Genomic DNA, 22354 nt, shown 5'->3' on the forward strand with positions numbered 1-22354 from the left:
GATAAGGATCTGCCGGTAAAGTCCGGCCAATGCGGGGAGATATCACGCAGGCCCTCGTCGACACCGACGTATGGACCGATGAAATGCTCGGCAGCGCCGGGATTCCGGTGTTCGACGTACCGTTCGTGACCATCGGCAGCGGGATCGGATCGTTCGTCACCTACGACACGCTCCGGATCTTCGGCGTGCCCGCTGAAGCGATGGCGGTGCTCGGTCCGCAGGAGCACCCGTGGACCTCCTACGAGTACCTCACCAGGGTGTCGCAGATCCCCCGTGGCGAACGCCTGCGCAGCGACTCGGCCTCCACGCCGGACAACATCTGGGGCTTTCCGTCCTACGCGGTGCGGGAGGCGATCGCGGACAAGTCGATCAAGCCGCTGTGGAACGTCTTCGTCGAGCCGATCTTCGCCAACTACTACACCCCGCGTGCGGGCCAGGCGTTCGCCTCCATGGAGCGGGAGTTCCACCGCATCGGCTATGCCCGCTCGTTGCACCGCGGGCACGTGCGCATGGTCCGCAAGCGCCACGGCGGCGGATACTTCACCATCCTCACCCCGCCCGCGGGTTCGGCACCGACCAAGCGGGTCGCTTTCCGCAGCACGTACGTCCATGTCGCCGTCGGCTATCCGGGGCTGAAGCTGCTGCCGGATCTGCAGGAGTATCGCGAGACCCATCGTGATCCCACCCGTGTGGTCAATGCCTACGAGCCGCACGAGCACGTCTATCAGGCGCTCCAGCGGCGGCCCGGCACGGTGCTGATCCGCGGCAGCGGGATCGTGGCCAGCCGTGTCCTGCAACGGCTCATCGACGATCGGGACAAGTACCGGCTAGACACCCGGATCCTGCACCTGTTCCGCACCTATATCGCCGGCTCGCACGGCAAGAACATCTTCAGCAGGCGCAAGGGCGGCGACGGATGGGCCTACCAGGGTTTCAACTATCCGAAGTCGGTGTGGGGCGGTCAGCTCAAGCAGAAGGTGCGACGACTGCAAGGCGAGGAACGGGCGCGCGCGTACAAGGAGATCTCCGGCACCAACACCCCCATCCGCGACAACTGGCAGGAACAGTTGCGCCGTGGCCGCCGGGAGGGGTGGTACCAGGTGATGGCCGGCACGATGCGCGCTCCGCGTCCTGCCGCTGGACGGCAAGGCGTGGTCGCCACGATTCTTCCGGATTCCAGCGCGCCCTTGCCTTTTCCGCCGCCGACGCAACCGTTCGACACGACCGTCGACTACATCATCGACTGCACGGGGTTGGAAGCCGACGTCCGGGAGCACCGGCTGTTGGCAGACCTGCTCGACCACACCGGCGCGGGCCGTAATCCGCTCGGTCGGCTGGACGTGGACACGACTTTCGAGCTGATCGGCACCCGCAGCGGCACAGGACGGATATACGCCTCCGGCAGCGCGACGCTCGGCGGGCCGTTCGCCGGGGTGGACACCTTCCTCGGCTTGCAGATCGCCGCGCAGGAGATCGCCGACGACCTGGCCGCGGTCGGGTTCTGCCGCAGGATGGGGCCGCTGCGCTCGACGCGGCAATGGTGGCTGTGGGTTACGAACGAGAAGATCTGAGCGATGCTTCCTACCTTGAACGGGCGAATCCAGACCCGTCTGCTCGCGCTGAGCGTGATCGGCTTCGTCGTCGCGCTGCTCATCACCCCGTTCCTGCCGACCGGGTCCTCGAGCATCGGTCAGGCGTACCGGGTGACGTTGTCGGTGCTGCTGGCGACCGTTCTGGTCGGTGTGCTCTGGGAACTGCTCTACCACCTGCTCCAACAGTTCCGCTGGGAGAAGGACTGGCCGACCTTGTTCGGTCTGATCACCATCCTCAACGAGGGAGCGCTGATCTGGGTGCTCGTGCGCTACACCACGGTGGTGCTGCCCGAGCATCTGCGTCCGCCGCTCGCTGCCTTCCTCATCCAGTTCGTCGTCACATGGATCGCCTTCTGGCTCATCGTGAACGGGCCGATGCGGGTGGTCTTCCATCGGTGGCGCTTCCAAGGCGGCCGGTTCCTGTGAGCGCGCAGATCGAGGTGTTGCCCGGCGCCCACCTGGTGGCGAGCGCGAATGGCGCAGTCGTGGTCGTCGCGCACCGGGGCGACGGGCTCCTCACGGCGGACACGGTCGCTGCCCGCACGATGACGGCGCTGCTGGACATCGTGCGCGAAGCCGTCGCGCGCGACCGGCGCCGCAGCGGGCGCGCGGTGGCGCGACTGGCCACGACCTGGTTGATGGGCCTGTCCAACGGCGAGGAGGACGAAGTCGAATTCGGGGTGATCACGCCGGTGGACCAAGGTCTCGCGGTGTTCCTGCACGGTGGGGTCACCGCGGTGCTCGCCGGTCCGGGCCACACGGAGGTGCTGCGCGGCCGGGACGCCGGATTCACCGTCGACCGCATGGTGACGCCCGCACCCGGCAGCGGCGCCGGGTTGTTCGTGGACGAGGCGGGCTGGACCGCGGAATCGCTACCGGGGCGGGGGATTCTGTCGCTGGATGCGGGCGCCGCGCCAGGGTCCGGCGCGGTGCTGTGGTCGGGCGCGCTCGGTGATGAGCCGGACAGCCACGGTGACGCCGAGTCCCCGCGGCGACCGGACGCCGGATCCGCGCCGCCATCTTCCGTCGAGCCCCGGCCGGAGCCGCCGCACGTCGCGCCACGACCGGCGGCCGAACCGCATCGCGTCGAGGATCGGCCGCCGATGCCGGATCAGATGCCGCAACCGAGTCGCACCGCCGGACCGCAGGCGATGCCGCAACCACACCGGCCGGGCGGGCAGGCGGGTTCCGGGGCGTCCGAAGCGCAACCACGGCGGGCGCCGAGCCTGCGGAAGGGCGAGGAGTCCGGCGATGCCGCGACGGAAGTCGATCTCCAACCGCCGGCGCGGCGGGCCACACCACGCGAAGGCGTGACGCCTCCGGCGGCGCAGCCCGTACCACCGGCGCCGGACCAGAGCCCGGCTCGGCCCGCGCACCGCACCGATCGGGATCACGCGATCGCCAACGACGCGAATCTCGCCGAGACGATGGTTCCCTCGACCGGCGTCGTCGCCGACGCGCTCGGGTCGACCGGCTCGAACGCGCTGGGACATCGCGTGATCGTGCCGGGTTTCCAATGCGCCCGGCATCATCACAACGATCCTCGGGTGTCGTTCTGCGCGGTCTGCGGGATCCGGATGGATCAGCTCACCTGCGTGCTCAGCGAAGGGGTGCGCCCACCGCTCGGTGTGCTGCTACTGGACGACGGCACGTCGTTCGTCCTGGACAGCGACTGCGTTCTCGGCCGCGAACCGGAGCATTCGGACGCGGTCGCGCGTGGTGCGCGCCCGGTGCGGCTGGAGGACAGCTCGGGCGGAATGTCGCGGGCGCACGTGGAGATCCGCCTCGTCGACTGGGATGTCACGGTCGTGGACGGCGGTTCCACCAACGGCACCCACATCCGTCATCCCGGACGCCAGGACTGGGTCCGAGCGGTCCCCGGCCAGCCGATCGCCCTCACACCCGGAGCCCAGATCCAACTGGGCGGCCGTGTGCTCACCTTCGACTCCCAGCACGGCCAGCTGTAGCCGCGGGCGGCGTCGCTCAGGTGTGGCGGAAACGGATGATGCCCGACCACGGGGTGCGCATGGGTTTGCGGGGGTCGGGCTGGGGGAGATAGGTGAAGGGACGTAGGTACCAAGGCGCGCGGTGGAACTTGCGGGCGTGCAGCAGCAGGCTTTCCAGTTCGATCGGCTGCCAGCCGAGGTCTTCGAAGAAGCGGACGCCGTTGGCGGGTTCGAACTGCATCGGCGCGTTGGCGAAGGTGTCGCCGGAGCGCATCTTGCGCATGCCCAGACTCAGATCCAGCAGCCACCAGGCGATCTCGGGGCGGGCCAGTGCGGTCGCGAGATCGGTGACCGTCGGCGGGTCGAGGTACATCAGCAGCCCCTCGGTGAGCACCAGGGCCTTGGACGCGCCGGTGGCGTTCGGGCCGATCGCGCCGAGCGCCTCGTCGAGGAACTTCGTCCGCGCGTCCGGGTCGGCGAGGTCGACCGCGCGGCGGATGAGCACGCAGTGCGGCGTCTCGCCGGCGAGGGCGCTGTCCTTCTCGGCGACGATCTCGGGTAGGTCGGCTTCGATCCAGAGCAACTCGTCGGGCAGATCGAGCCGATAGGGGCGAGTGTCCAGACCGGCGGCGAGGTTGAGGACGCGGTCGCAGCCCTCGCCGATCGCTGTGGCTATGAGGTCATCGATCAGTTTGGTCCGGGTGACGATCGGCCACCCGTGGCGCATCACCCTAGGCGCGTTGTCGGCGATGGCGTGGCCGCGTTCGCCGGCCAGCCGGTCGGCGAGCGGATCCTGGAACAGCGCGTCCGGGCGGATCGTCTCGCGTGCCCGGTAGGCCGCGACCCAGCGCGCGGTGTCCGAGACGTTGGACGGAACATCCCCTCGGGTCATGCGAGTCAGTCTGTCATATCCGTCCAGTCGGTTTCCGCGGCGGCTGTGGTGCCGGTTCGCGCAGGTCGCGGGCCTCAATGCGGGTGGAAGGCGTCGGAGCCGACCTCCGTGGGGTCGAGCAGATGGGCGAGGAACAGGCGGGTGGTCGGCGTCGGTGTGCGGGTGGTGATGGCATGCCAGGGACGATCCAGCGGGGTGCCCTCGACCGGGAGGACGCGCAGCGCGCCGTTCTCCAGGTCCTGGGAGATGGCGTCGCTGTGGATCAGCGTCACGCCGAGTCCTTCTCGCGCGGCGGCGAGGACGGCGCCGTGGGAGCCGAGAGTGAGCACGGGCGGTTCGATCCGGAGTTGGTCGAGCAAGGCGAGGGTGGCCTCGCGGGTGCCGGAGCCGCGCCCGCGCAGCAGCCAGGTGGTGCGCAGCGGGTCGAGTTCCGGCAGGCCGACCACGACCAGGCGGCTGGGCCGCCGGGCGCGCACCACCAGCCCGGTGTCGCGTGGCGGGCGGCCCGCGATGACGAGATCCGTTTCGTGGTGCTGCAATTCGAGGAACAGTGCGTCGCGCGGATGCACCGACAGGCTCAGTTCGATGTCGGGGAACCGGCGGCGGAACGAGGCGAGCGGCCGCAGCAGGACGTACTCGCCCGCGGTGGCGACCACGCCGATTCGCAGCCGCCCGGTCTCGGCGCGGCGCACGGCCGCCTGCGCCTCCTTCATCAACCCGAGGATGCCGCGGCAGTACTCGGCGTAGACGCGCCCGGACTCGGTGAGCGCGATGCCGCGCCCGGACTTCGCGATGAGCTTTGCCCCCAGCTGTTTCTCGATGTGCGCGACGGCCGCGGAGACGGCGGCCTCGGTGATGTGCAACTGCGCCGCGGCGCGGCGGATGCTGCCGTGGCGGGCGACGGCCAGGAAGGTTTCCATCCGAGCCGCGCTCACCATACCCACCGGAGAACGGTAACAAACTCAACGAATACGTTGAGTATCGCGAGAAACAATCAAATTGTTTGTCGGTATCCGGCCCGTCATCCTGGAAATCCCAAGGCACGCCCGTTCGCCCGGGTGCGGGTGTCCCGCAGTGGCACAGCAGGAGGAACGATGGCCGAAGAAACCGAACGCGACCGCTGGGATCCGGGTGTCCAATCCTATGCGTCGATGGGGTATTACGCGCCCGACTACCAGCCGTCGGATACCGACGTGCTCGCCGTGTTCCGGGTGACTCCGCAGCGCGGTGTCGATCCGATCGAGGCGGCGGCCGCGGTGGCGGGTGAATCCTCCACGGCGACCTGGACGGTGGTGTGGACCGACCGGCTCACCGCCCACTCGCGCTACCAGGCGAAGTGTTACCGCATCGACGAGGTCCCCGGGCGGCCGGGGGAGTACTTCGCCTATATCGCTTACGATCTCGACTTGTTCGAGGAGGGATCGATCACCAACCTGACCTCCTCGATCATCGGCAACGTGTTCGGGTTCAAGCCGCTGCTGGCGCTGCGGCTGGAGGACATGCGTATTCCGGTGGCGTACGTCAAGACGTTCCAAGGGCCGCCGCACGGCACGGTGATGGAACGCGAATATCTCAACAAATACGGCAGGCCGCTGCTCGGCGCGACGGTGAAACCGAAACTCGGGCTATCCGCCCGCAATTATGGACGCGTCATCTACGAGGCATGCAAAGGCGGCCTGGATTTCACCAAGGACGACGAGAACATCAACTCGCAGCCGTTCATGCGCTGGCGCGACCGGTACCTGTTCGCGATGGAGGGCGTCAACCGCGCGATGGCGGAGACCGGCGAAATCAAAGGCCATTACCTGAATGTGACCGCGGCGTCGATGGAGCAGATGTACGAGCGCGCGGAGTTCGCCAAGGAACTCGGCAGCGTCGTCATCATGATGGATCTCACCGTCGGCTTCACCGCGATGCAGTCGATGTCGCATTGGGCGCGCCGCAACGGGGTGCTGCTGCATCTGCATCGCGCGGGGCATTCCACCTACACCCGGCAGAAGACGCACGGCGTCAGCTTCCGGGTGCTGGCCAAGTGGTGCAGGCTGATCGGCGTCGACCATCTGCACGCGGGCACCGTGGTCGGGAAACTGGAGGGCGACCCGGCGACGACCAAGGGGTTCTACGACACGCTGCGGGAGAACCACATCCGGACCGAGCCGGCCAACGGGATCTTCTTCGACCAGTACTGGGCGAGCCTGCCCGGTGTGATGCCGGTGGCTTCCGGCGGCATCCATGCCGGGCAGATGCATCAGTTGCTCGACCTGTTCGGTGACGACGTGGTGCTGCAGTTCGGCGGCGGCACGATCGGGCATCCGCTCGGCATCGCCGCGGGCGCGGAGGCGAACCGGGTCGCGCTGGAGGCGGTCGTGCAGGCCCGCAACGAAGGCCGCGACCTGTTGAAGGAAGGCCCCGATGTGCTCAGGAAGGCGGCCGAGATCTGCCGTCCGCTCGATGTCGCGCTTGCGACCTGGGGCGATGTCACCTTCGACTACACCTCCACCGACGCGCCGGACGCCGTGCCGACGGCCAGCCGCTGACAATCCAGGAAGGACGAGCCGATGTATCTGAGGCACGGAACATTCTGCTACCTGCCACCGCTGACCGACGAGCAGATCGCCGCCCAAGTGCGCTACGCGTTGCTCAACAGCTGGCCGGTATCCATCGAGTACACCGACGATCCGCACCCGCGTAATGCCTATTGGGAGATGTGGGGGCTGCCGCTGTTCGACTTGGACGAGCCCGACGGCGTACTGGCCGAGATCGACGCGTGCCGGGCGACTTTCCCCCGGCACTACGTGCGGGTGCTCGCCTACGACGCCCGCTACACCAGGCAGACGACGGCGCTGAGTTTCCTGGTGCAACGACCGCCCGACGAGCCGGGTTTCGCGCTCACCCGCACCGAGGGTCCCGACCGGATGCAGACATACGGCCTGCATTCGTATGCCACGACCGTCCGGCCGGGAGAGCGGTATGGCGGCTGAGCGCAACGGCTCCGGATTCCGTCTGCACCGGCCGGGGGCAGATGTCCCCGGCGCGGTGCGGACGGCGTCGCCCGATCCGGAAGAGTCGGAAATCCTGGCCGAGGACGCGGTGCTGGACTTGTCGAGCGACATCGCGGGTCACGACGTCGAGGAAACGTTGCGCAGGCTGGACGCGGAGTTGATCGGGCTGGCTCCGGTGAAGCGGCGGGTCCGCGAGATCGCGGCGCTGCTGTTGATCGACCGTGCCCGGCAGCGTTTCGGACTGACCTCCTCGCGGCCGACCATGCACATGAGCTTCACCGGCGGTCCCGGCACGGGCAAGACCACGGTGGCATTGCGGATGGCGCAGATGCTGCACGCCCTGGGCTACATCCGCAAACCGAAAGTGCACACGGTCACCCGCGACGATCTCGTTGGTCAGTTCATCGGGCACACCGCACCGAAAACCAAAGAGGCGCTGGCCAAGGCGGCCGGCGGGGTGCTGTTCATCGACGAGGCCTACTACCTGTTCCGGCCGGAGAACGAACGCGACTACGGGCAGGAGGTGATCGAGATCCTGTTGCAGGAGATGGAGAACGAACGCGCCAGCCTGGTGGTGATCTTCGCGGGCTACCCCGACCGGATGGACCGCTTCTTCTCCGCCAATCCGGGCCTGTCCTCGCGGGTGGCCCACCACCTGGAGTTCGCCGACTACACGCACGCGGAGCTGCTGGGAATCGCCGAGCTCATGGTGGCGGCGGAGAACTTCCACTTCGACGACGCGGCGCGCACCGCTTTCGGGGAGTACCTGGAACACCGGATGGCCCGCCCGCGCTTCTCCAACGCGCGCAGCGTCCGCAACGCGCTCGACCGTTGCCGGTTGCGGCAGGCCAAGCGTCTCGTGGAACTGCGCAGACCGCTGACCAAGACCGATTTGATCACGCTGACCGACCGGGATGTCTACGGCAGCAGCGTGTTCACCGACCCCGAGCCCGCCGGCGAGCCGACCGTGTGACCCCGGTGACGAGATCGAGGCGTTATGCCAGAAGGACTGAAGACCCTCACCCGCTTCACCATCGAACAGGAGCATCGGCATCCCGGATCGTCCGGTGAGTTCTCCGCGCTGGTGAACGTGATCGCGACCGCGACGAAGATCGTCGCCAATCAGGTCACCAGGGGCGCGATCGTCGGCTCGATCGGTGCGTCCGAGCCGGACAATCTGCCGCCGACGGTGCATCGCAAACTGGACGCGATCACCAACGACATCATCGTCGCCGAAACTCAATGGACCGGACACCTTTCGGCGTTGCTGTCCGAACAGATCAGCGAGATCCATCCGGTGCCCGCCACCCATCGGCGCGGGAAGTACCTGCTGGCCTTCGATCCGCTGGACGGTTCGTCGAACATCGACGTCAACCTGCCGGTGGGCACCATCTTCAGCGTGCTGCGCGCGCCCGCGCAGGGCCCGGGCCCTGCGGCGGCCGACTTCCTGCAGCCCGGCGTCGAGCAGGTGTGCGCGGGGTTCACCCTGTACGGGCCCGCGACCATGCTGGTGCTGACGACCGGCAGCGGGGTCGACGGGTTCACCCTGGACCGGGAGATCGGCGCGTTCGTGCTGACCCACCCGCGGATGCGCATCCCCGAGGACACCTCTGGATTCGCGATCAACGCGGCGAATGAGCGGTTCTGGGAACGACCGGTGCGCCGCTACGTGCACGAGTGCCTCGACGGCGTCGACGGCCCCCGCGAGCGGGATTTCAATATGCGCTGGGTGGCCTCGCTGGTCGCCGACACCTTTCACATCCTGACCCGAGGCGGGGTGTACCTGTACCCCCGCGACACCCGCCCGCCCACGCGTCCGGGAAGGGTGGCATTGCTCTATGGCGCCAATCCGATCGCGTTCATCGTCGAACAGGCCGGGGGCTCGGCGACCACCGGCAGCGAGCGAGTGCTGGAAGTGACGCCCGGCGACGTCCATCAGCGGGTGCCGCTGATCTTCGGCTCCCGCAACGAAGTCGAGCGCATCGAGCGGTATCACCGCGAACCGGACGAGGGCCCCAGCTTCGACAGCTCGCTGTTCGGCAGGCGGTCGCTGTTTCGTCCGGCCCAGCGCTGAAGAGGAGAACCATGTCGGTCAAGCACCCGGTCGTCGCCATCACCGGGTCCTCCGGGGCGGGGACCTCCAGCGTGACGCGGACCTTCCAGGAGATCTTCCGCCGCGAAGAGATCAACGCGGCCATCGTCGAGGGCGACGCGTTCCACCGTTACGACCGCAACGAGATGAAACTGGCCATGGCCGAGGCCGAGCAGAGCCGCAATCTGCGGTTCTCGCATTTCGGGGAGGAGGCCAACCTGCTGAAGGAGCTGGAGACGCTGTTTCGCGACTACGGCGAGACCGGGGTCGGAACGGTGCGCCGGTACCTGCACGACGAGGCCGAGGCGAAGCCCTACGGCCAGCCGCCGGGCACCTTCACGCCGTGGGAGGAGCTGACGCCGGGCAGCGACCTGCTGTTCTACGAGGGCCTGCACGGCGCGGCGGTCACCTCCACCGTGGATGTGGCGCGATACACCGATCTGCTGGTCGGCGTCGTGCCGATCATCAATCTGGAGTGGATTCAGAAGGTGATCCGGGACAAGACCGAGCGCGGGTACTCCAGCGAGGCCGTGATCGACACGATCCTGCGGCGGATGCCGGACTACGTCACCTACATCTGCCCGCAATTCTCCCGCACCTACGTCAACTTCCAGCGGGTGCCGACCGTGGACACGTCCAATCCGTTCATCGCGCGCACCATTCCGACGGCGGACGAGAGTTTCGTGGTGATCCGGTTCGCGGACCCGAAGGTGATCGACTTCCCCTATCTGCTGTCGATGCTGCACGACTCGTTCATGTCGCGGACGAATTGCATCGTGGTGCCCGGCGGGAAGATGGAGCTGGCCATGCAGCTGATCTTCACGCCGCTGATCCTGCGGTTGATGGACAAGCGGCCGAAACGCTCGTACTGAGGCGTGGCTAGTCGGGGAGAAGGGGAACCGAGAGGCCCTCGCCGCGGGTGAGGAGGGCGGCGCGGGTGACGGCGGCGGAGCCGAAGCGCTTGCGCAAGTCGTCGAGGGTGGTGTCGAGGCTGTTGGTGGCACGGGCTTCGAAGGGCAGGGTGAGCTGGACGGAGTCGGCGTCGTCGAGGTTGGTCAGCGCGAGACCGATCAGGGTGAGGCCGCGTTCCTGGATGACCGGCATCGCCCCGGCGAGCAGGGTGCGGGCCGCGCTCAGGATCGTCTCGGTGTGGTCGGTGGCCCCGGCGAGAGTATGCGAGCGGGTGGCCCGGGTGAAATCGTCGAAACGCAGGCGTAGCACCACGGTTCGGCACACCCGGTCGGCGGCGCGTAGGCGACGGCCGAGCCGATCGGCGAGCCCGTGCAGGTAGGCCTCGATCTCGTCCGGCGGCCGGTGCTTGCGGCCGAGGGCACGCTGGGCGCCGATCGAGCGCCGCCGCCGGCCGGTCTCGACCCGGCGCGGGTCACGCGCCCAGGACAAGGCGTAGAGGTGGCGTGCCGCGGCGGGACCGAGGATCGCCCGCAGCGGGCGCTCGCCGAGTTCGGCCAGTTGGCCCACCCGCGTGATGCCGTGCTCGTGCAACGTGTGCGCGGTGACATCGCCTACACCCCAGAGCCTTTCGACCGGCAGCGGATGCAGGAAGTCCAGTTCGCCGTCCGGCGGCACCAGCCGTAATCCGTCGGGTTTGGCGACGGCGCTGGCCACCTTGGCGAGGAACTTGGTGCGAGCGATGCCCACCGAGATGGGCAGGCCGACCCGGTCGCGGACTTCCGCACGCAGCCGCGTCGCGATGGCGACGGGCTCGCCCGCGATCCGGCGCAGTCCGCCGACGTCGAGAAAGGCCTCGTCGATCGAGACGCCCTCGACCACGGGTGTGGTGTCGCGGAAGATCTCGAAGACGGCTCTGCTCGCCTCGGCGTAGGCGGACATGCGCGGCGGCACCACGATCGCGTGCGGGCACAACCGGCGCGCCTGTCCGCCGTTCATCGGGGTGCGCACTCCGAACGCCTTCGCTTCGTAGCTGGCAGCCAGGACGACGCCGCCGCCGACGATCACCGGTTTGCCGCGCAGCCACGGGTCGTCCCGCTGCTCGACCGAGGCATAGAAGGAGTCGAGGTCGGCATGCAGGATCGATGCCTCCGGCCGCGCGAGAATCCGGGGCCTGCCGGATCGGGAGACGGGCGCGTCGGACACGAACATATGTTCGCATATGGCCCCGACAGGGTGTGGTCGGAGCGGACGGATCTACTGGTTGCCTCCGTAGTAACCCACCCAAACCGGTAACCTGTTCCCACGACGGGGCACAGCTCGGATGAGGGAGTCGGTACGGTGCGTGGATTCGGGGATCTGGAGGCGGTGATCATGGACCGCATCTGGGATCAGGACGCAGAGGACACAACGGTGCGTGAGATCTTCGACGAACTGTCGGCTCAGCGCGACATCGCGTATACGACGGTGATGTCGACCATGGACAACCTGCATCGCAAGGGGTGGCTGGCGCGCGAACGCGCGGGCAAGGCCTATCGATATTGGCCGACGCTCACCAGGGAAGAACACAGCGCCCGGCTCATGCTGGAGGCGCTGGGTTCCGGCGGACGCTCGGATCTGGTGCTCAGCCATTTCGTCGATCGGATCAGCGCCGAGGAGTCGGCTGGGCTGCGTGCCGCGCTACGCAGACTCGCGGCGCGTAAGTCACCAGAAGTGCCGTGAGCCTGGCCCTGGCTCTGACGTTGTACGGCGGCGTCGTGGCGGCCTTCGGTCCGCCCGTGCTGCGCAGACTGACCCATCGCGGGATCGCGCCGCGGCTGGGTGTGATCGCCTGGGTTGTCGCGATCATCGGCGCGCTGAGCGCATGGGGGGTCGCGGCGGCGGTGCTGACCGTCGAGTTCGCCACCTACTGGGGACATCCGAAGGACGCGTTGCACGCGTGCGCCTCGTTCCTGTGGGCTCCGGTGGATGCGCACGGCGCCGCGGCCGGCCGTGCGGCCACGTTCGCGGTGGCGGCACTGGTGTCCACCGGAACCGTCGCGCTGGTGGCGCGCGCCGTGGGAGTCGTGCTGGACATGCGCAGGCGCACCAGCGTCCACGCGCGGGCGGTCCGTCTGGTCGGCAGGCCGGTGCCGGGAATCGGGGCGGTCGTGCTCGACTCACCGGAGCGGCAGGTGTATTGCGTGCCGGGACGACCCGACACCATCGTGGTCACCACCGCCGCGCTGGCGGCGCTGGACGAGGATCAACTCGCCGCGGTACTCGCGCACGAACGCGCGCACCTGTCCGGCAGGCACGCGGCGTTGACCGCGGTGCTGCGCGGGGTGGCCACCACACTGCCCGGCTTGCGGTTGTTCACCGGTGGTGCGGCCGAGATCGCCCGTCTGCTGGAGATGTGCGCCGACGACAAGGCCGCCGACGAGCACGGTTCGCTGCCGCTGCTGGGCGGGCTGCTGGCGATCGTCGGCATCGTCGAGCCCGCGCCGCCGGGTGCGCTGGCCGCGGCGGGCACGGCGGTACTGGCCCGCGCCGAACGGCTGGCCGACCCGGTCGGCGCGATTCGGCGCGCCACCACCCGCACCGCTTTGCTCGGCGTGATCGCGATGACGGTCGCCGGGTCGGCGCTGGCCGCCGCGCTGGTCGCCTGCGCGGGCACGATGCTGAACTGAGCACGAGAAGGAGCGCGAATGCGGGCCACCTGGGATCAGGTTTTCGCCTGGCGGCTGGACCGGCACTATGTCTTGTCCCGGACCGACGAAGGTGCGGTAGCGGTGGCCGGGCGTCTGTGCGGTGTCCAGGCTCAGGTCACCTCGGCGGCCGAACTGGCGGTCGCACTGCGCAGCACGAAGCCCGAATCCGGCGCGCTGGTGCGCGCGCTCGACGAGGGCGCGCTGATGAAGACCTGGGCGATGCGCGGCACGCTGCACGCGCTGCCTTCAGAACAGGCCGCCGCCGTTCTCGCGCTCATCGGTTCCGCGCGCACCTGGGAGAAACCCTCGTGGCAGAAGAACTTCGGCGCTTCGCCCACGGAGGTGGCGGCACTGACCGAGGCGGTCGCGCAGGTACTCGACGCCGCGGTGCTCACCCGGGAGGAGTTGGTCGAAGCCCTGGTGTCCGCACCGGAATTCCATCGGCTGGGGGAGGAACTGCGATCCGGTTGGGGTGCGCTGCTCAAACCGCTGGCCTGGCAGGGCGTGCTGTGTCACGGCCCGGTACGAGGCACCAAAGTGACGTTCACCAGTCCCGCGCACCTGGTGCGCGACTGGCCCGGCCTGCCCGATCTCGACGCCGCGGCGCGGGTGGCGATCCTCGGCTATCTCGGCGCCCACGGCCCGGCGACGCCGGAGACCTTCGACGCCTGGCTCAGCCGCAACAGCCTGCGCAAGACCACGGTGCGCCGCTGGTTCGCCGAGTTGGGCGACCTGATCACCGAGATCGACGTGGAGGGCCGCCGCGCCTTCCTGCCGACCGACCAGGTCGACGCACTGGCCGCCGCCGCGCCGAGTGCGCCGGTGCACCTGCTCGGCGCCTTCGATCAATACGTGCTGGGACCGGGCACCGGTGACACCGAGCTGCTGCCTGCCGCGCACCGTGCGAAGGTGAGCCGCGCCGCGGGCTGGATCTCACCGATCGTCGTGGTGGGTGGGCGCATCGCGGGTGTCTGGGAGCTCGCCGAGGACGCCGTCGAGATCACCATGTTCGACGGTGCGCCGTTGCCTGCGCGGGGCCTGGAAGCGGCCGTCGCCCACGTGGCGCTTGCGGCCGGGCGCGAGAGCCTCACGGTGCGAGTCGCGTAGCGTTGCCACGCTGTGGCATAAGGGTGTTGCAGGCTGTCGAGGACGCACTGCCGACCGAAACGGGCTACTGATGCCGATTCTGCCGCTCGTGGTCCGGCGATTTCAGCGCCCAGCCGCTGAACTGCCCGTCGCGTGGGACCCTGGTCGGCGTCCGGTGCTGTTCGGACGTCGACCAGGGATCGACCAAGTGTGCGGCCGATGACAGCCACTACGGACAGCGCCGCGATGGATCCGGAAATTGCGGCCGCGGATCGCCGAGCAATTGGCGGCGCGACCCGCGCTTTCGAATCAGCGCTGTCGAGCGGAGTGTCACGCACGGGCCATGGGCTTGGATCCGGATCAGGCGACGGCCGACTCGATAGCCGATTCTGGCTGTGCGACAGTAGGTTTCGGCATACGCGCGGTCGCGCCGACCAAACCCGCGAGGACCGCGACAACGGCCGTCGCGTACCACCCGTGCCGGAACGCGTCGAGTGTCGCCTCCGGGCTTGTAGGTGAGCCGAGCACCGCGACCAGGCCCGCGACGCCGACGGCGAGACCGAGCTGGCGCGCCATGCTCAGCACGGCCGATCCGGTGGCGAACCGCTGCGGCGGCAGTCCGCCGGTGCCCGCGGCGAAGGCGGTCGGCAGGGTGAGGCCGACGCCGATGCCGCTGACCACCATGCCGCCGAGCAGGCCACCGACATAGTCGGGCGTCAGGGTGACCGCCCGCGCCCACCACAGCATGCCCGTGCCGAACACGATCCCGCCAGCGGCGATGACCGGCCCGGCCCCGATCCGGCCGATCAGCCGTCCCGCCAGGGCGGCGACCACCGGCACCATCAGCGGGCCCGGCGCGATGGCCAGTCCGGTGCGCAACGCCGACCAATCCCAGACGTTCTGCGCCCACAGCACTACCGACAGCAGCATCGCGCCGAAGGCCACGTTGAACAACACCGCGTTGCCGGTCATCCAGGCGAAGTTGGGCGCGCGCAGCAGCGCCGGATCCACCACCGGGCTGTGGTGCCGGGCCGAGGAGACGACGAACGCCACCGTCAGGATCGCCGCCAGCGCGAACGCGACCAGCACCCGCGCCGACGACCAGCCCCAGCCTTCGCCCTTGACCAGGCCGAGCACCAGGCTCGCGATGGCTCCGACCAGCAACGCCGCACCAAGCAGGTCGGGCAGCCGCCCGCCGTCGCCCTCGGGATCGGGCAGCGTCCGCAGTCCGACCACCACGGCGGCCAGACCGATCGGCACATTCACCAGAAATACCCAGCGCCAGCCGAATTCGACGAGAAGGCCGCCGAGGACCGGGCCGAGCGCCGCGCCGAGCCCGCCGAAGGCGACCCACAGCCGCACGGCGGCGGCGCGGCGCGATGGCGGGCTGGCCGCGAGCACCAAGCCGAGCGAGGCGGGTGTCAGCAGCGCGCCGCCGACTGCCTGGAGCACGCGGAACAACACCAGCGACCCGACGTCCCAGGCGGTGGCGCACAGTGCCGATCCGACGACGAAGATCACCAGCCCGAGCAGGAAGGTGGTCCGGATGCTGCGACGGTCGCCCAGTCGTCCCGCCGGGACCAGCAGCGCGGCGAACACGATCGCGTAGGCGTTGAGTACCCAGGACAGTCCCGAGATCTGCGCTCCGCCGAGGTCGGCGGCCATGTCCGGCAGGGCGACGTTGACGATGAACAGGTCCAGGCTCGACAGCAGGACGCCGAGGGAGACGACGGCGAGCACGACCCGGTAGTCGGTGGCCCGGTTGGGCGGCGTGGATGGAGAATGCACGATCGTCTCCGTTCAGCCGAGCACGCGGCGGGTCTGGCGGGCCGAGGCGAGCAGCAGGCCGCTTCGATCCCAGATCGAGGTGTCGTCCACCGACCAGCCGCCGCCGGTCGAGGAGTTCACCGTGCGCACCAGCACCGGCGAGCCCTCGGTCGGCACGTCGTGCAGGTGCATCGACAACGCCACGGTGGGAATCGCGACGGGCGCGCGCAGTGTGGGAAAGACGGCGGGCGGCAGGGCATCGGCGAGGATCGCGAGGGCCGCGGCATCGGTGGGCAACTCGGGGACGAGTTCGATCCACGCGCACATCATCGGTTCGTCCGCACCGGTCAGCGGCAGCGGCCCGGCTGCCGGACGGATGTCGAAATGAGCGCCCGCGGGAACGATTTCGGGCGGGAGGGCGAAGTGCGCACAGGAATCGGGATCGGGCACTCGCGGCGCGGGCGCGCCTGCGTAATCCGCGACGCCCGATGCCATGGCGCGACCGAACGTGACGGACGCCCCGGCGACCGGGCTGCCGTCCTGGTCGGCGCCCACCTCCACCACGACGGTGCTGCGGCCGACGGCGCGTGCGGTCGCGTGGAAGGTGAGCACTTCGTCCGTGGGGCGGCCCAGGAACCGGAGGTCCACGGCCCGCACCGGCAGCGGTTCCGCGGCGGCCGCGCGAGCCACCTCGATGAGCAGTGCCGCGATCACGCCGCCGTGCGGGCCGGTCCAGCCGCGCCAGGACCGGTCGACGCGCGCCTGCCACCCAGCGGTGCCGGTCTCGGTGAGCGCGAACTCCTCGGCGAGCGTCCGCTTAGTGAGTTGTTTCATGCAACGCACCATAAGCGAGTGAGTTCTATGAAGCAACCGACTATGCTGACGGATATGCGCAGGACGAGCTTCGAGGACATGAACTGCTCGCTGGCCCAGTGCCTCGAGGTGGTCGGAGAGTGGTGGACGCTGCTGATCGTGCGTGACGCTCTGTTCGGCGTGACGCGCTTCGACGACTTCCACGCCCGTCTCGGCATCGCCCGCAACGTGCTCACCCAGCGTCTCGAGCATCTGATCGAGCATGGGGTACTGACCAGAGAGCCATACCAGGACAATCCGGTTCGCTACGACTACCGGCTCACCCCGAAAGGCCGTTCGCTGTGGCTTGTCGTCACCGCGATGCGTCAGTGGGGCGACGAATGGGCCGCCCCGGACGGCCCGCCGGTGCAGACCGTACACACCGCGTGCGGGAACCTCGCGACCGTCGAACCGGTGTGCTCCGAGTGTGGTGAGCACATCGCCCCACGCGACCTGCGCCCCGTTCTCGGCCCCGGCGCCAAGGATCCTTCCCTCCTGCCATCGCGCTGAGGCGGGTGCGGCCGGTTCCGCGTTCACCGCCGCGCGGCGATAGGCTGCGGCGGTGGCGGACGGGCGAGTGCGGCAACTGATCGACACGGTGGCGTGGGTGCGCATCGAGGAAGGACGCATTCTCTGCGCCAGACCGCGCGGCAAAGGCGTCTTCTACATCCCGGGCGGCAAGCGCGAGGGCGCTGAAACCGACCTGCAGACACTGCTGCGCGAGATCGAGGAGGAACTCACCGTCGCCCTGCTGCCGGAGACCGCAGCGCATGTCGGCACCTACGAGGCGGTGCACGGCCCGACGGACGGCGCGCTGGTGCGGATGAGTTGCTACACCGCGGATTATCGTGGAACGCTGGCCGCCAGCAGTGAGATCGAAGAGGTCGCGTGGTTCTCCTATGCCGATCGCGCCCTCGTACCCCCCGTTGATCAGCTGCTGTTCGACGATCTGGTGCACGCGGGTCTGCTGCGGTGAACCGCGGGCCGAACAGCGCTACCGTCGGCGATATGTCCTGGTTTCGGCCGCTTCTGCGCTACGCAGCCTACGCACTCCGGGCGCTGCCCCTGGCGGCGCGGCGAATTCCCACCCGATTGCGCGTGCCGCGGCGAATGCTCGGCGAATCCGTTCTGCCGCATAAATTCTCGGCTCTCCGGTCGGTGTCGCACTCGGTGCTCAGTGGTGGGGTGGGCCTGGTGACGTGGTTCCTGGCGTTCCTCGCGGCCCTGGGCGCGTTCCGCGGAGTCTGCTATCCGCTCGTCGCGAGTGATGATCTCGAAGATTCCTGGGGTGGCCCGACATTGGCGGGGGCGTGGGCGGTGCACGCGGCGCTCGGTGTCGGGTTGCTGCCGGTGTGGTTGCTGGCCCTGGCCGGACTCGGCACGTTCCAATTGCGGCTGACCCGCGGTTTGCTCGGCCGGAACGGGCCGCGGTGGCCCGCTCCGGCGGCGGTCGTGCTCGTCGCCGGTGGCGCGCTGCTGTTCGTCGCCTGGCTGCGGCAGGTGTGAGCCCGGAACTCTCGGGGTTTTCAGTCGCCTAGGGAGTGCACCGCGTGTGAACACGCGGCGCGATCAGGTGGTGGCGTGTGCGCGCTGTGCCCGCTGGATCAGATGCTCGACGAGGGTGAGCAGGACGTCTTTGCAAGAGCTGCGGTCGCGGGCGTCGCAGAGCATGACGGGGGTCACCGTGTCGAGGTCGAGGGCGTCACGCACTTCGTCGATGGTGTATCGCGGTGCGCCGTCGAAGCAGTTGACGCCCACCATGAACGGCAGACCACGCCGCTCGAAGAAGTCCACGGCGGCGAAGGAGTTGCCCAGTCTGCGGGTGTCGGCCAGCACGACCGCGCCGAGCGCGCCGCGCGCGAGTTCGTCCCACAGGAACCAGAACCGATCCTGGCCGGGCGTGCCGAACAGGTAGAGCACCAGCTCACGGTCGATGGTGAGCCTGCCGAAGTCCAAGGCGACCGTGGTCGTGGACTTCTGCTCGACGCCCGACAGATCGTCGATGCCGGTGCTCACCTCGGTGATCAGTTCTTCGGTGCGCAGTGGCGCGACTTCGCTGATCGCGGAGACCATCGTGGTCTTGCCGACGCCGAACCCGCCGGCGACGAGGATCTTGACCGAGGCGGCCAGTTGCGGTGTGCCGCTCGGGTCAAAGTTTTCGGATTCCATCCAGTACCGCTCGCAATATGTTGAGGTCATCGGGTCCGGCCTCCGTCGGAACGGGAGCGCGGAAGATCAGTTGCCCGTCGCCGATCAGGTCACCGACGAGGATCTTCGTCACCGCCAGCGGCAAACGCAACTGTGCGGAGAGTTCGGCGACGGTCTGCGAGACCCGGGACAGGCGAAGGATTTCGGCGTACTCGGGTTCACTGCGTCGCAGTGCGGCCGCGGAGGTGTCCGCGACCACGGTGGTGAGCATATCCAGTTCGGGTCCGGCGCCGCTGGTGCGCCCGCGCGTGAGCGCGTAGGGACGCACCAGCGGACCGGCCGCCTCGTCGAACCAGGGCTCACGCGGATTGGTCATGGCGGTCGCTATTCGACATGTCCGACGAGGTCTTGGCGCGGAGTTGTGGACAGGTAGTTGCCTACGCGCTGGACGGTGAGGTTCATCTCGTAGGCCACCATGCCGAGATTGGCCGATTCGGCGGCCTGCAGTGCCAGGCAGGCGTTGTCGCCCGCGGAGGTCACGAACAGCACCGCGCGGTCCAGTTCGATGACCGCCTGGCGGACCCCGCCGCCGTCGAATCGGTTGCCCGCGCTGCGCGCCAGCCCGTAGAGCGCCGAGGACATCGCACCGAAGTGTTCGGCGTCCTCGCGGTTCATTCCGCTGGAGCGGCCCAGCAGCAGCCCGTCGGTGGACAGCACCACCGCGTGGCGCACGCCGGCCAGCCGGTCGACGAGATCGTCGAGCAGCCAATTGAGATCACCTGCGGGAGAAGCGGACACACCTAGCCTTCCTGTTCGTCGGAGATGGCAGCGCGACGGCCCTGCCTGGTCCCGTTCTCGATGGCGGACATCAGATCGCGGGCTTGCTCGGCGGAGCGGGGCGGCTGCGCGGGTGCGGCCTGCTCCTGGACCGGCTGCACCAATTGCGGTGCGAGGTTGGTCTGTCGGCTCCGGCGAGGCAACGCCGGACGGCCGTCCGGACCCGCCTGCGTCGGCGCCTCGGTATACGGGCGCGGTCCGTAGCGCGGGGGTGCGGCCGGTTCGGCGGAAAGGGTCGCCACCGGCGATGCCGCCTGCGCGAACGTCCCGGTATCCGCCGCGACCGCGGCACCGGCGACGAGTTTGCGTCGGCTGCCGGGATCGGTGAGTTCCGCCGGTGTCTGCGGTGCGACGGAATCCGTCGCGATCAGCGCGGTCGGAATGAGAACGATGGCCTTGATACCGCCGTAGTCGGAGTCCGACAGCCGCACCGCGATGCCGTGGCGCGTAGCCAGCTGCGCGACCACGAACAGCCCGAGCCGGGAGTCCGCCGACAGCGCCGCCACGCCGAAATCCGGCGGGTTGCGCAGCATCTCGTTCATCTTGGTCAGTTCGGCTTCGGACATGCCCATGCCCTGGTCGCCGATCTCGACCACTACGCCCTTGCCGACCACGTTGCCGGTCACCTCTACCCGCGACTGCGGCGGGGAGAAGGAGGTCGCGTTGTCCACCAGCTCCGCGAGCAGGTGAATGAGGTCGGCGACCACCGTACCGAGCACGCGGACCTCGGGCAGCCGCGCCACCCGGACCCGCGCGTAGTCGAGGGTCTCACCGACGGCGCTGCGCACCAAGTCGACCAGCGGCACGGGGTTGCGCCACTGCCTGCCCGGCTTGCCGCCGCCGAGGATGGTGAGGTTCTCGGCGTTGCGCCGCTCCCTGGTCGCGAGATGATCGAGGCGGAACAAGGTGTCGAGCAGGATCGGGTCCTCCTGCCGCTGCTCGGCTTCGTCGAGGATCTCCAGTTGCCGGTGCACGACGATCTGGCTGCGGTGCGCGATGTTCAGGAACACCGCTTTGACGCCCTCCCTGGTACGAGATTCGGCGACCGCCGCGGAGACGGCCGCGGAATGCGCGTGCTGGAAAGCCTTGGCCACCTGGCCGATCTCGTCGCTGCCGTAGTCCAGATTCGGGGATTCGACCGCGGGATCGACGGTCTCTCCGTCGCGCAGCCTGCGCATCATCTCCGGCAGCCGCTCATCGGCCAGGGCCAGCGTTTGACCGCGCAGCCGCTTCAACCGGCGGATGACCCGATTGGCGATCACCACGGCGATGAGAAACGCCAGCACGCTGACCACCAGCACGCCGCCGCCCGCGAACGCGGATCTGGCCGCCGCCGCGGCCGCCTTGTCCTCCGCGAGTTTCTGCGATGCCCGGTTGTGCCCGGTCCAGGCATCCATCAGGCCGCGGTTGACCTCGGCGGCGGCGCTGCGCCATTCCTGCGTGTTCAGTGGCAGCGGCGGCGGAGTCGATGAACGCGTACCGCTGCCGGATGTGCTCGAGCCGGTCGGCGCGGCAGGAGTCACGGCGCGCTGGGCGATGGCGTTCTCCATCGCGGTGAGCTGCTGCCAGGCCGGGCTCGCGGTCAGCGTCTGCAGTTGGTGCTGTTCGGCGCCCTGCAGTTCGGCGCTGAGCGCGGCGATCTCGGTGTGGTAGAAGCCGATCTGACGGACGTACTCCTCGGCGGGAATGGCCGGTGGCGCGGTGGCGCCGTCGACGTACAGGCCGCCGAGCGCGTTGCTGCGCGCCATCGCCTCGGTAGCGTTGAACAGGCGCATGCCGGTGGCGATCCGCACGCCGATTTCGGTGTACGGGGCGGTCTGCTCGGCGACTTTGGTGCCGACGGAGATCACGTCGAGCAGGCGGTTGAAGAACATGTACGCGTCCGAGGGCGGCAGCGCCGCGGCGTCGACGCCGGAACGCACGGCGGTCATGTTCTGCGTGAGGGTGGTGAAGTTGGCGACGTTGTCGCCGAGCTTGGAGTCGTCGATGTCGCGGAGGCCCTCGGAGGCCTGGACCAAGCCGCGCAGCGCACCGTCCAGTCGCATCCGCGCGGCGCCGAGTGGTACCGCCGCCGTGGGGTCGCCGCTCAGCTGCGCGAGCGTCAAGTAGCGTTCCTGCTGGACCGCCTCCATCAATTCCCTGGTCGAGGGAATGGCCTTCTGGTTCTCGGCAGCCCAGTCCTTGGCTTTGGTTCCTTCCGCGACCAGATAGCTCGCAGCGCCCACGCCGACGACAAGCAGAGTCAGGCTCGGAATGAGCGCGATCGCCAGAATCCGGGTGCGGACCCCGAGCCTCGCTCTGAACATCGGCACAACGTAATCCACGAACCCGGCGATCCGGGCGTCCTGTCCCGGTGAGCGGGACTCGAGTTGACGTGACACGCGTCCTCGTGATCTGGCGGCGCTCTACCGAAAATTATTGCCGGAGCACATAACTGGGAGGCGATGGCGTCCGGCGCGGCTCACCTGAGCGGTCGGCCGTGGCCCGATACGCCCCGAGATCCTCCCGTGGCCGGTTCAGCGCGCCTCGAACGCGGCGTAG

The 22354-nt window shown here is 68.9% G+C and carries 23 protein-coding genes; 14 read left to right on the plus strand and 9 right to left on the minus strand.

Annotated elements, in window-relative coordinates:
• Nucleotides 1-29 precede the first annotated feature (29 nt).
• From ACIA5H_RS12165 to ACIA5H_RS12175, 3 genes are read left to right on the plus strand one after another with little or no spacing between them, the layout of a single operon-like run.
• Entirely contained in the window at nt 30-1571 is a 1542-nt protein-coding gene (locus tag ACIA5H_RS12165) for a hypothetical protein (RefSeq protein WP_397075826.1), read from the plus strand.
• A 3-nt stretch (nt 1572-1574) separates the two neighbouring features.
• Nucleotides 1575-2018, plus strand: a complete 444-nt coding sequence (locus ACIA5H_RS12170) for a hypothetical protein (RefSeq protein WP_355073988.1) — start codon at nt 1575-1577, stop codon at nt 2016-2018.
• The gene (locus tag ACIA5H_RS12175; protein WP_397075829.1) at nt 2015-3559 is read left to right on the plus strand and encodes an FHA domain-containing protein; all 1545 of its coding nucleotides are present in this window, start codon (nt 2015-2017) and stop codon (nt 3557-3559) included. The genes ACIA5H_RS12170 and ACIA5H_RS12175 overlap by 4 nt, the downstream gene beginning before the upstream one ends.
• 16 nt (nt 3560-3575) lie before the next feature.
• Here ACIA5H_RS12175 and ACIA5H_RS12180 read toward each other — a convergent pair whose 3' ends face one another.
• Complete coding sequence (locus ACIA5H_RS12180; protein WP_397075831.1) at nt 3576-4430, minus strand: class I SAM-dependent methyltransferase; 855 nt, start codon at nt 4428-4430, stop codon at nt 3576-3578.
• Nucleotides 4431-4504: 74 nt separating this feature from the next.
• The gene (locus ACIA5H_RS12185) at nt 4505-5368 is read right to left on the minus strand and encodes a LysR family transcriptional regulator (RefSeq protein ID WP_379254548.1); all 864 of its coding nucleotides are present in this window, start codon (nt 5366-5368) and stop codon (nt 4505-4507) included.
• A gap of 156 nt (nt 5369-5524) precedes the next feature.
• Between ACIA5H_RS12185 and ACIA5H_RS12190 the strand changes: the two genes are divergently transcribed.
• From ACIA5H_RS12190 to ACIA5H_RS12210, 5 genes are read left to right on the plus strand one after another with little or no spacing between them, the layout of a single operon-like run.
• Entirely contained in the window at nt 5525-6967 is a 1443-nt protein-coding gene (locus ACIA5H_RS12190; protein ID WP_355073982.1) for a form I ribulose bisphosphate carboxylase large subunit, read from the plus strand.
• A gap of 21 nt (nt 6968-6988) precedes the next feature.
• A complete protein-coding gene (locus ACIA5H_RS12195; RefSeq protein ID WP_397075834.1) occupies nt 6989-7411 on the plus strand; it encodes a ribulose bisphosphate carboxylase small subunit in 423 nt (140 codons plus the stop codon).
• The gene (locus tag ACIA5H_RS12200; RefSeq protein ID WP_397075836.1) at nt 7401-8405 is read left to right on the plus strand and encodes an AAA family ATPase; all 1005 of its coding nucleotides are present in this window, start codon (nt 7401-7403) and stop codon (nt 8403-8405) included. The genes ACIA5H_RS12195 and ACIA5H_RS12200 overlap by 11 nt, the downstream gene beginning before the upstream one ends.
• 24 nt (nt 8406-8429) lie before the next feature.
• A complete protein-coding gene (locus ACIA5H_RS12205; RefSeq protein WP_355073977.1) occupies nt 8430-9506 on the plus strand; it encodes a class 1 fructose-bisphosphatase in 1077 nt (358 codons plus the stop codon).
• 11 nt (nt 9507-9517) lie between these two features.
• Nucleotides 9518-10396 (plus strand): phosphoribulokinase, encoded by an 879-nt coding sequence (locus ACIA5H_RS12210; protein WP_355073975.1) that lies wholly within the window; start codon nt 9518-9520, stop codon nt 10394-10396.
• A gap of 7 nt (nt 10397-10403) precedes the next feature.
• On the opposite strand, the gene dinB is transcribed toward ACIA5H_RS12210, so the two are convergent.
• Nucleotides 10404-11645 (minus strand): DNA polymerase IV, encoded by a 1242-nt coding sequence (gene dinB / locus ACIA5H_RS12215; protein WP_397075839.1) that lies wholly within the window; start codon nt 11643-11645, stop codon nt 10404-10406.
• 129 nt (nt 11646-11774) lie between these two features.
• On the opposite strand from dinB, the gene ACIA5H_RS12220 reads away from it, so the two are divergent.
• The 3 genes from ACIA5H_RS12220 to ACIA5H_RS12230 are packed head-to-tail and all read left to right on the plus strand — an operon-like array spanning nt 11775 to nt 14230.
• Nucleotides 11775-12155 carry a BlaI/MecI/CopY family transcriptional regulator gene (locus ACIA5H_RS12220; RefSeq protein WP_043691105.1) on the plus strand — a complete coding sequence of 127 codons (381 nt, stop codon included), beginning with the start codon at nt 11775-11777 and terminating at the stop codon, nt 12153-12155.
• Nucleotides 12152-13102 carry a M56 family metallopeptidase gene (locus ACIA5H_RS12225; RefSeq protein ID WP_355073971.1) on the plus strand — a complete coding sequence of 317 codons (951 nt, stop codon included), beginning with the start codon at nt 12152-12154 and terminating at the stop codon, nt 13100-13102. The genes ACIA5H_RS12220 and ACIA5H_RS12225 overlap by 4 nt, the downstream gene beginning before the upstream one ends.
• A gap of 18 nt (nt 13103-13120) precedes the next feature.
• Nucleotides 13121-14230 carry a DNA glycosylase AlkZ-like family protein gene (locus ACIA5H_RS12230; RefSeq protein ID WP_379254438.1) on the plus strand — a complete coding sequence of 370 codons (1110 nt, stop codon included), beginning with the start codon at nt 13121-13123 and terminating at the stop codon, nt 14228-14230.
• 339 nt (nt 14231-14569) lie between these two features.
• On the opposite strand, the gene ACIA5H_RS12235 is transcribed toward ACIA5H_RS12230, so the two are convergent.
• On the minus strand, nt 14570-15997 hold the full coding sequence (locus ACIA5H_RS12235; protein WP_397075842.1) for an MFS transporter: 1428 nt from the start codon (nt 15995-15997) through the stop codon (nt 14570-14572).
• Between the two features lie 12 nt (nt 15998-16009).
• Entirely contained in the window at nt 16010-16810 is an 801-nt protein-coding gene (locus tag ACIA5H_RS12240) for a thioesterase family protein (RefSeq protein ID WP_397075844.1), read from the minus strand.
• A gap of 54 nt (nt 16811-16864) precedes the next feature.
• On the opposite strand from ACIA5H_RS12240, the gene ACIA5H_RS12245 reads away from it, so the two are divergent.
• From ACIA5H_RS12245 to ACIA5H_RS12255, 3 genes are read left to right on the plus strand one after another with little or no spacing between them, the layout of a single operon-like run.
• Nucleotides 16865-17338, plus strand: coding sequence for a winged helix-turn-helix transcriptional regulator (locus ACIA5H_RS12245; RefSeq protein WP_379254434.1), 474 nt, complete (start codon nt 16865-16867; stop codon nt 17336-17338).
• Nucleotides 17339-17390: 52 nt separating this feature from the next.
• On the plus strand, nt 17391-17804 hold the full coding sequence (locus ACIA5H_RS12250) for an NUDIX domain-containing protein (protein WP_355073963.1): 414 nt from the start codon (nt 17391-17393) through the stop codon (nt 17802-17804).
• Between the two features lie 32 nt (nt 17805-17836).
• Nucleotides 17837-18334, plus strand: coding sequence for a hypothetical protein (locus ACIA5H_RS12255; protein ID WP_397075847.1), 498 nt, complete (start codon nt 17837-17839; stop codon nt 18332-18334).
• 63 nt (nt 18335-18397) lie between these two features.
• Here ACIA5H_RS12255 and ACIA5H_RS12260 read toward each other — a convergent pair whose 3' ends face one another.
• The 4 genes from ACIA5H_RS12260 to ACIA5H_RS12275 are packed head-to-tail and all read right to left on the minus strand — an operon-like array spanning nt 18398 to nt 22119.
• Nucleotides 18398-18997 (minus strand): ATP/GTP-binding protein, encoded by a 600-nt coding sequence (locus tag ACIA5H_RS12260; protein ID WP_355074427.1) that lies wholly within the window; start codon nt 18995-18997, stop codon nt 18398-18400.
• On the minus strand, nt 18978-19352 hold the full coding sequence (locus ACIA5H_RS12265; protein WP_356964326.1) for a DUF742 domain-containing protein: 375 nt from the start codon (nt 19350-19352) through the stop codon (nt 18978-18980). The genes ACIA5H_RS12260 and ACIA5H_RS12265 overlap by 20 nt, the downstream gene beginning before the upstream one ends.
• Before the next feature lie 8 nt (nt 19353-19360).
• Nucleotides 19361-19774, minus strand: coding sequence for a roadblock/LC7 domain-containing protein (locus tag ACIA5H_RS12270; protein ID WP_355073958.1), 414 nt, complete (start codon nt 19772-19774; stop codon nt 19361-19363).
• A 2-nt stretch (nt 19775-19776) separates the two neighbouring features.
• A complete protein-coding gene (locus ACIA5H_RS12275; RefSeq protein ID WP_397075850.1) occupies nt 19777-22119 on the minus strand; it encodes a nitrate- and nitrite sensing domain-containing protein in 2343 nt (780 codons plus the stop codon).
• Between the last annotated feature and the right edge of the window lie 235 nt (nt 22120-22354).

The sequence above is a fragment of the Nocardia sp. NPDC051900 genome, assembly GCF_044452545.1.
Classification (GTDB): domain Bacteria; phylum Actinomycetota; class Actinomycetes; order Mycobacteriales; family Mycobacteriaceae; genus Nocardia; species Nocardia sichangensis.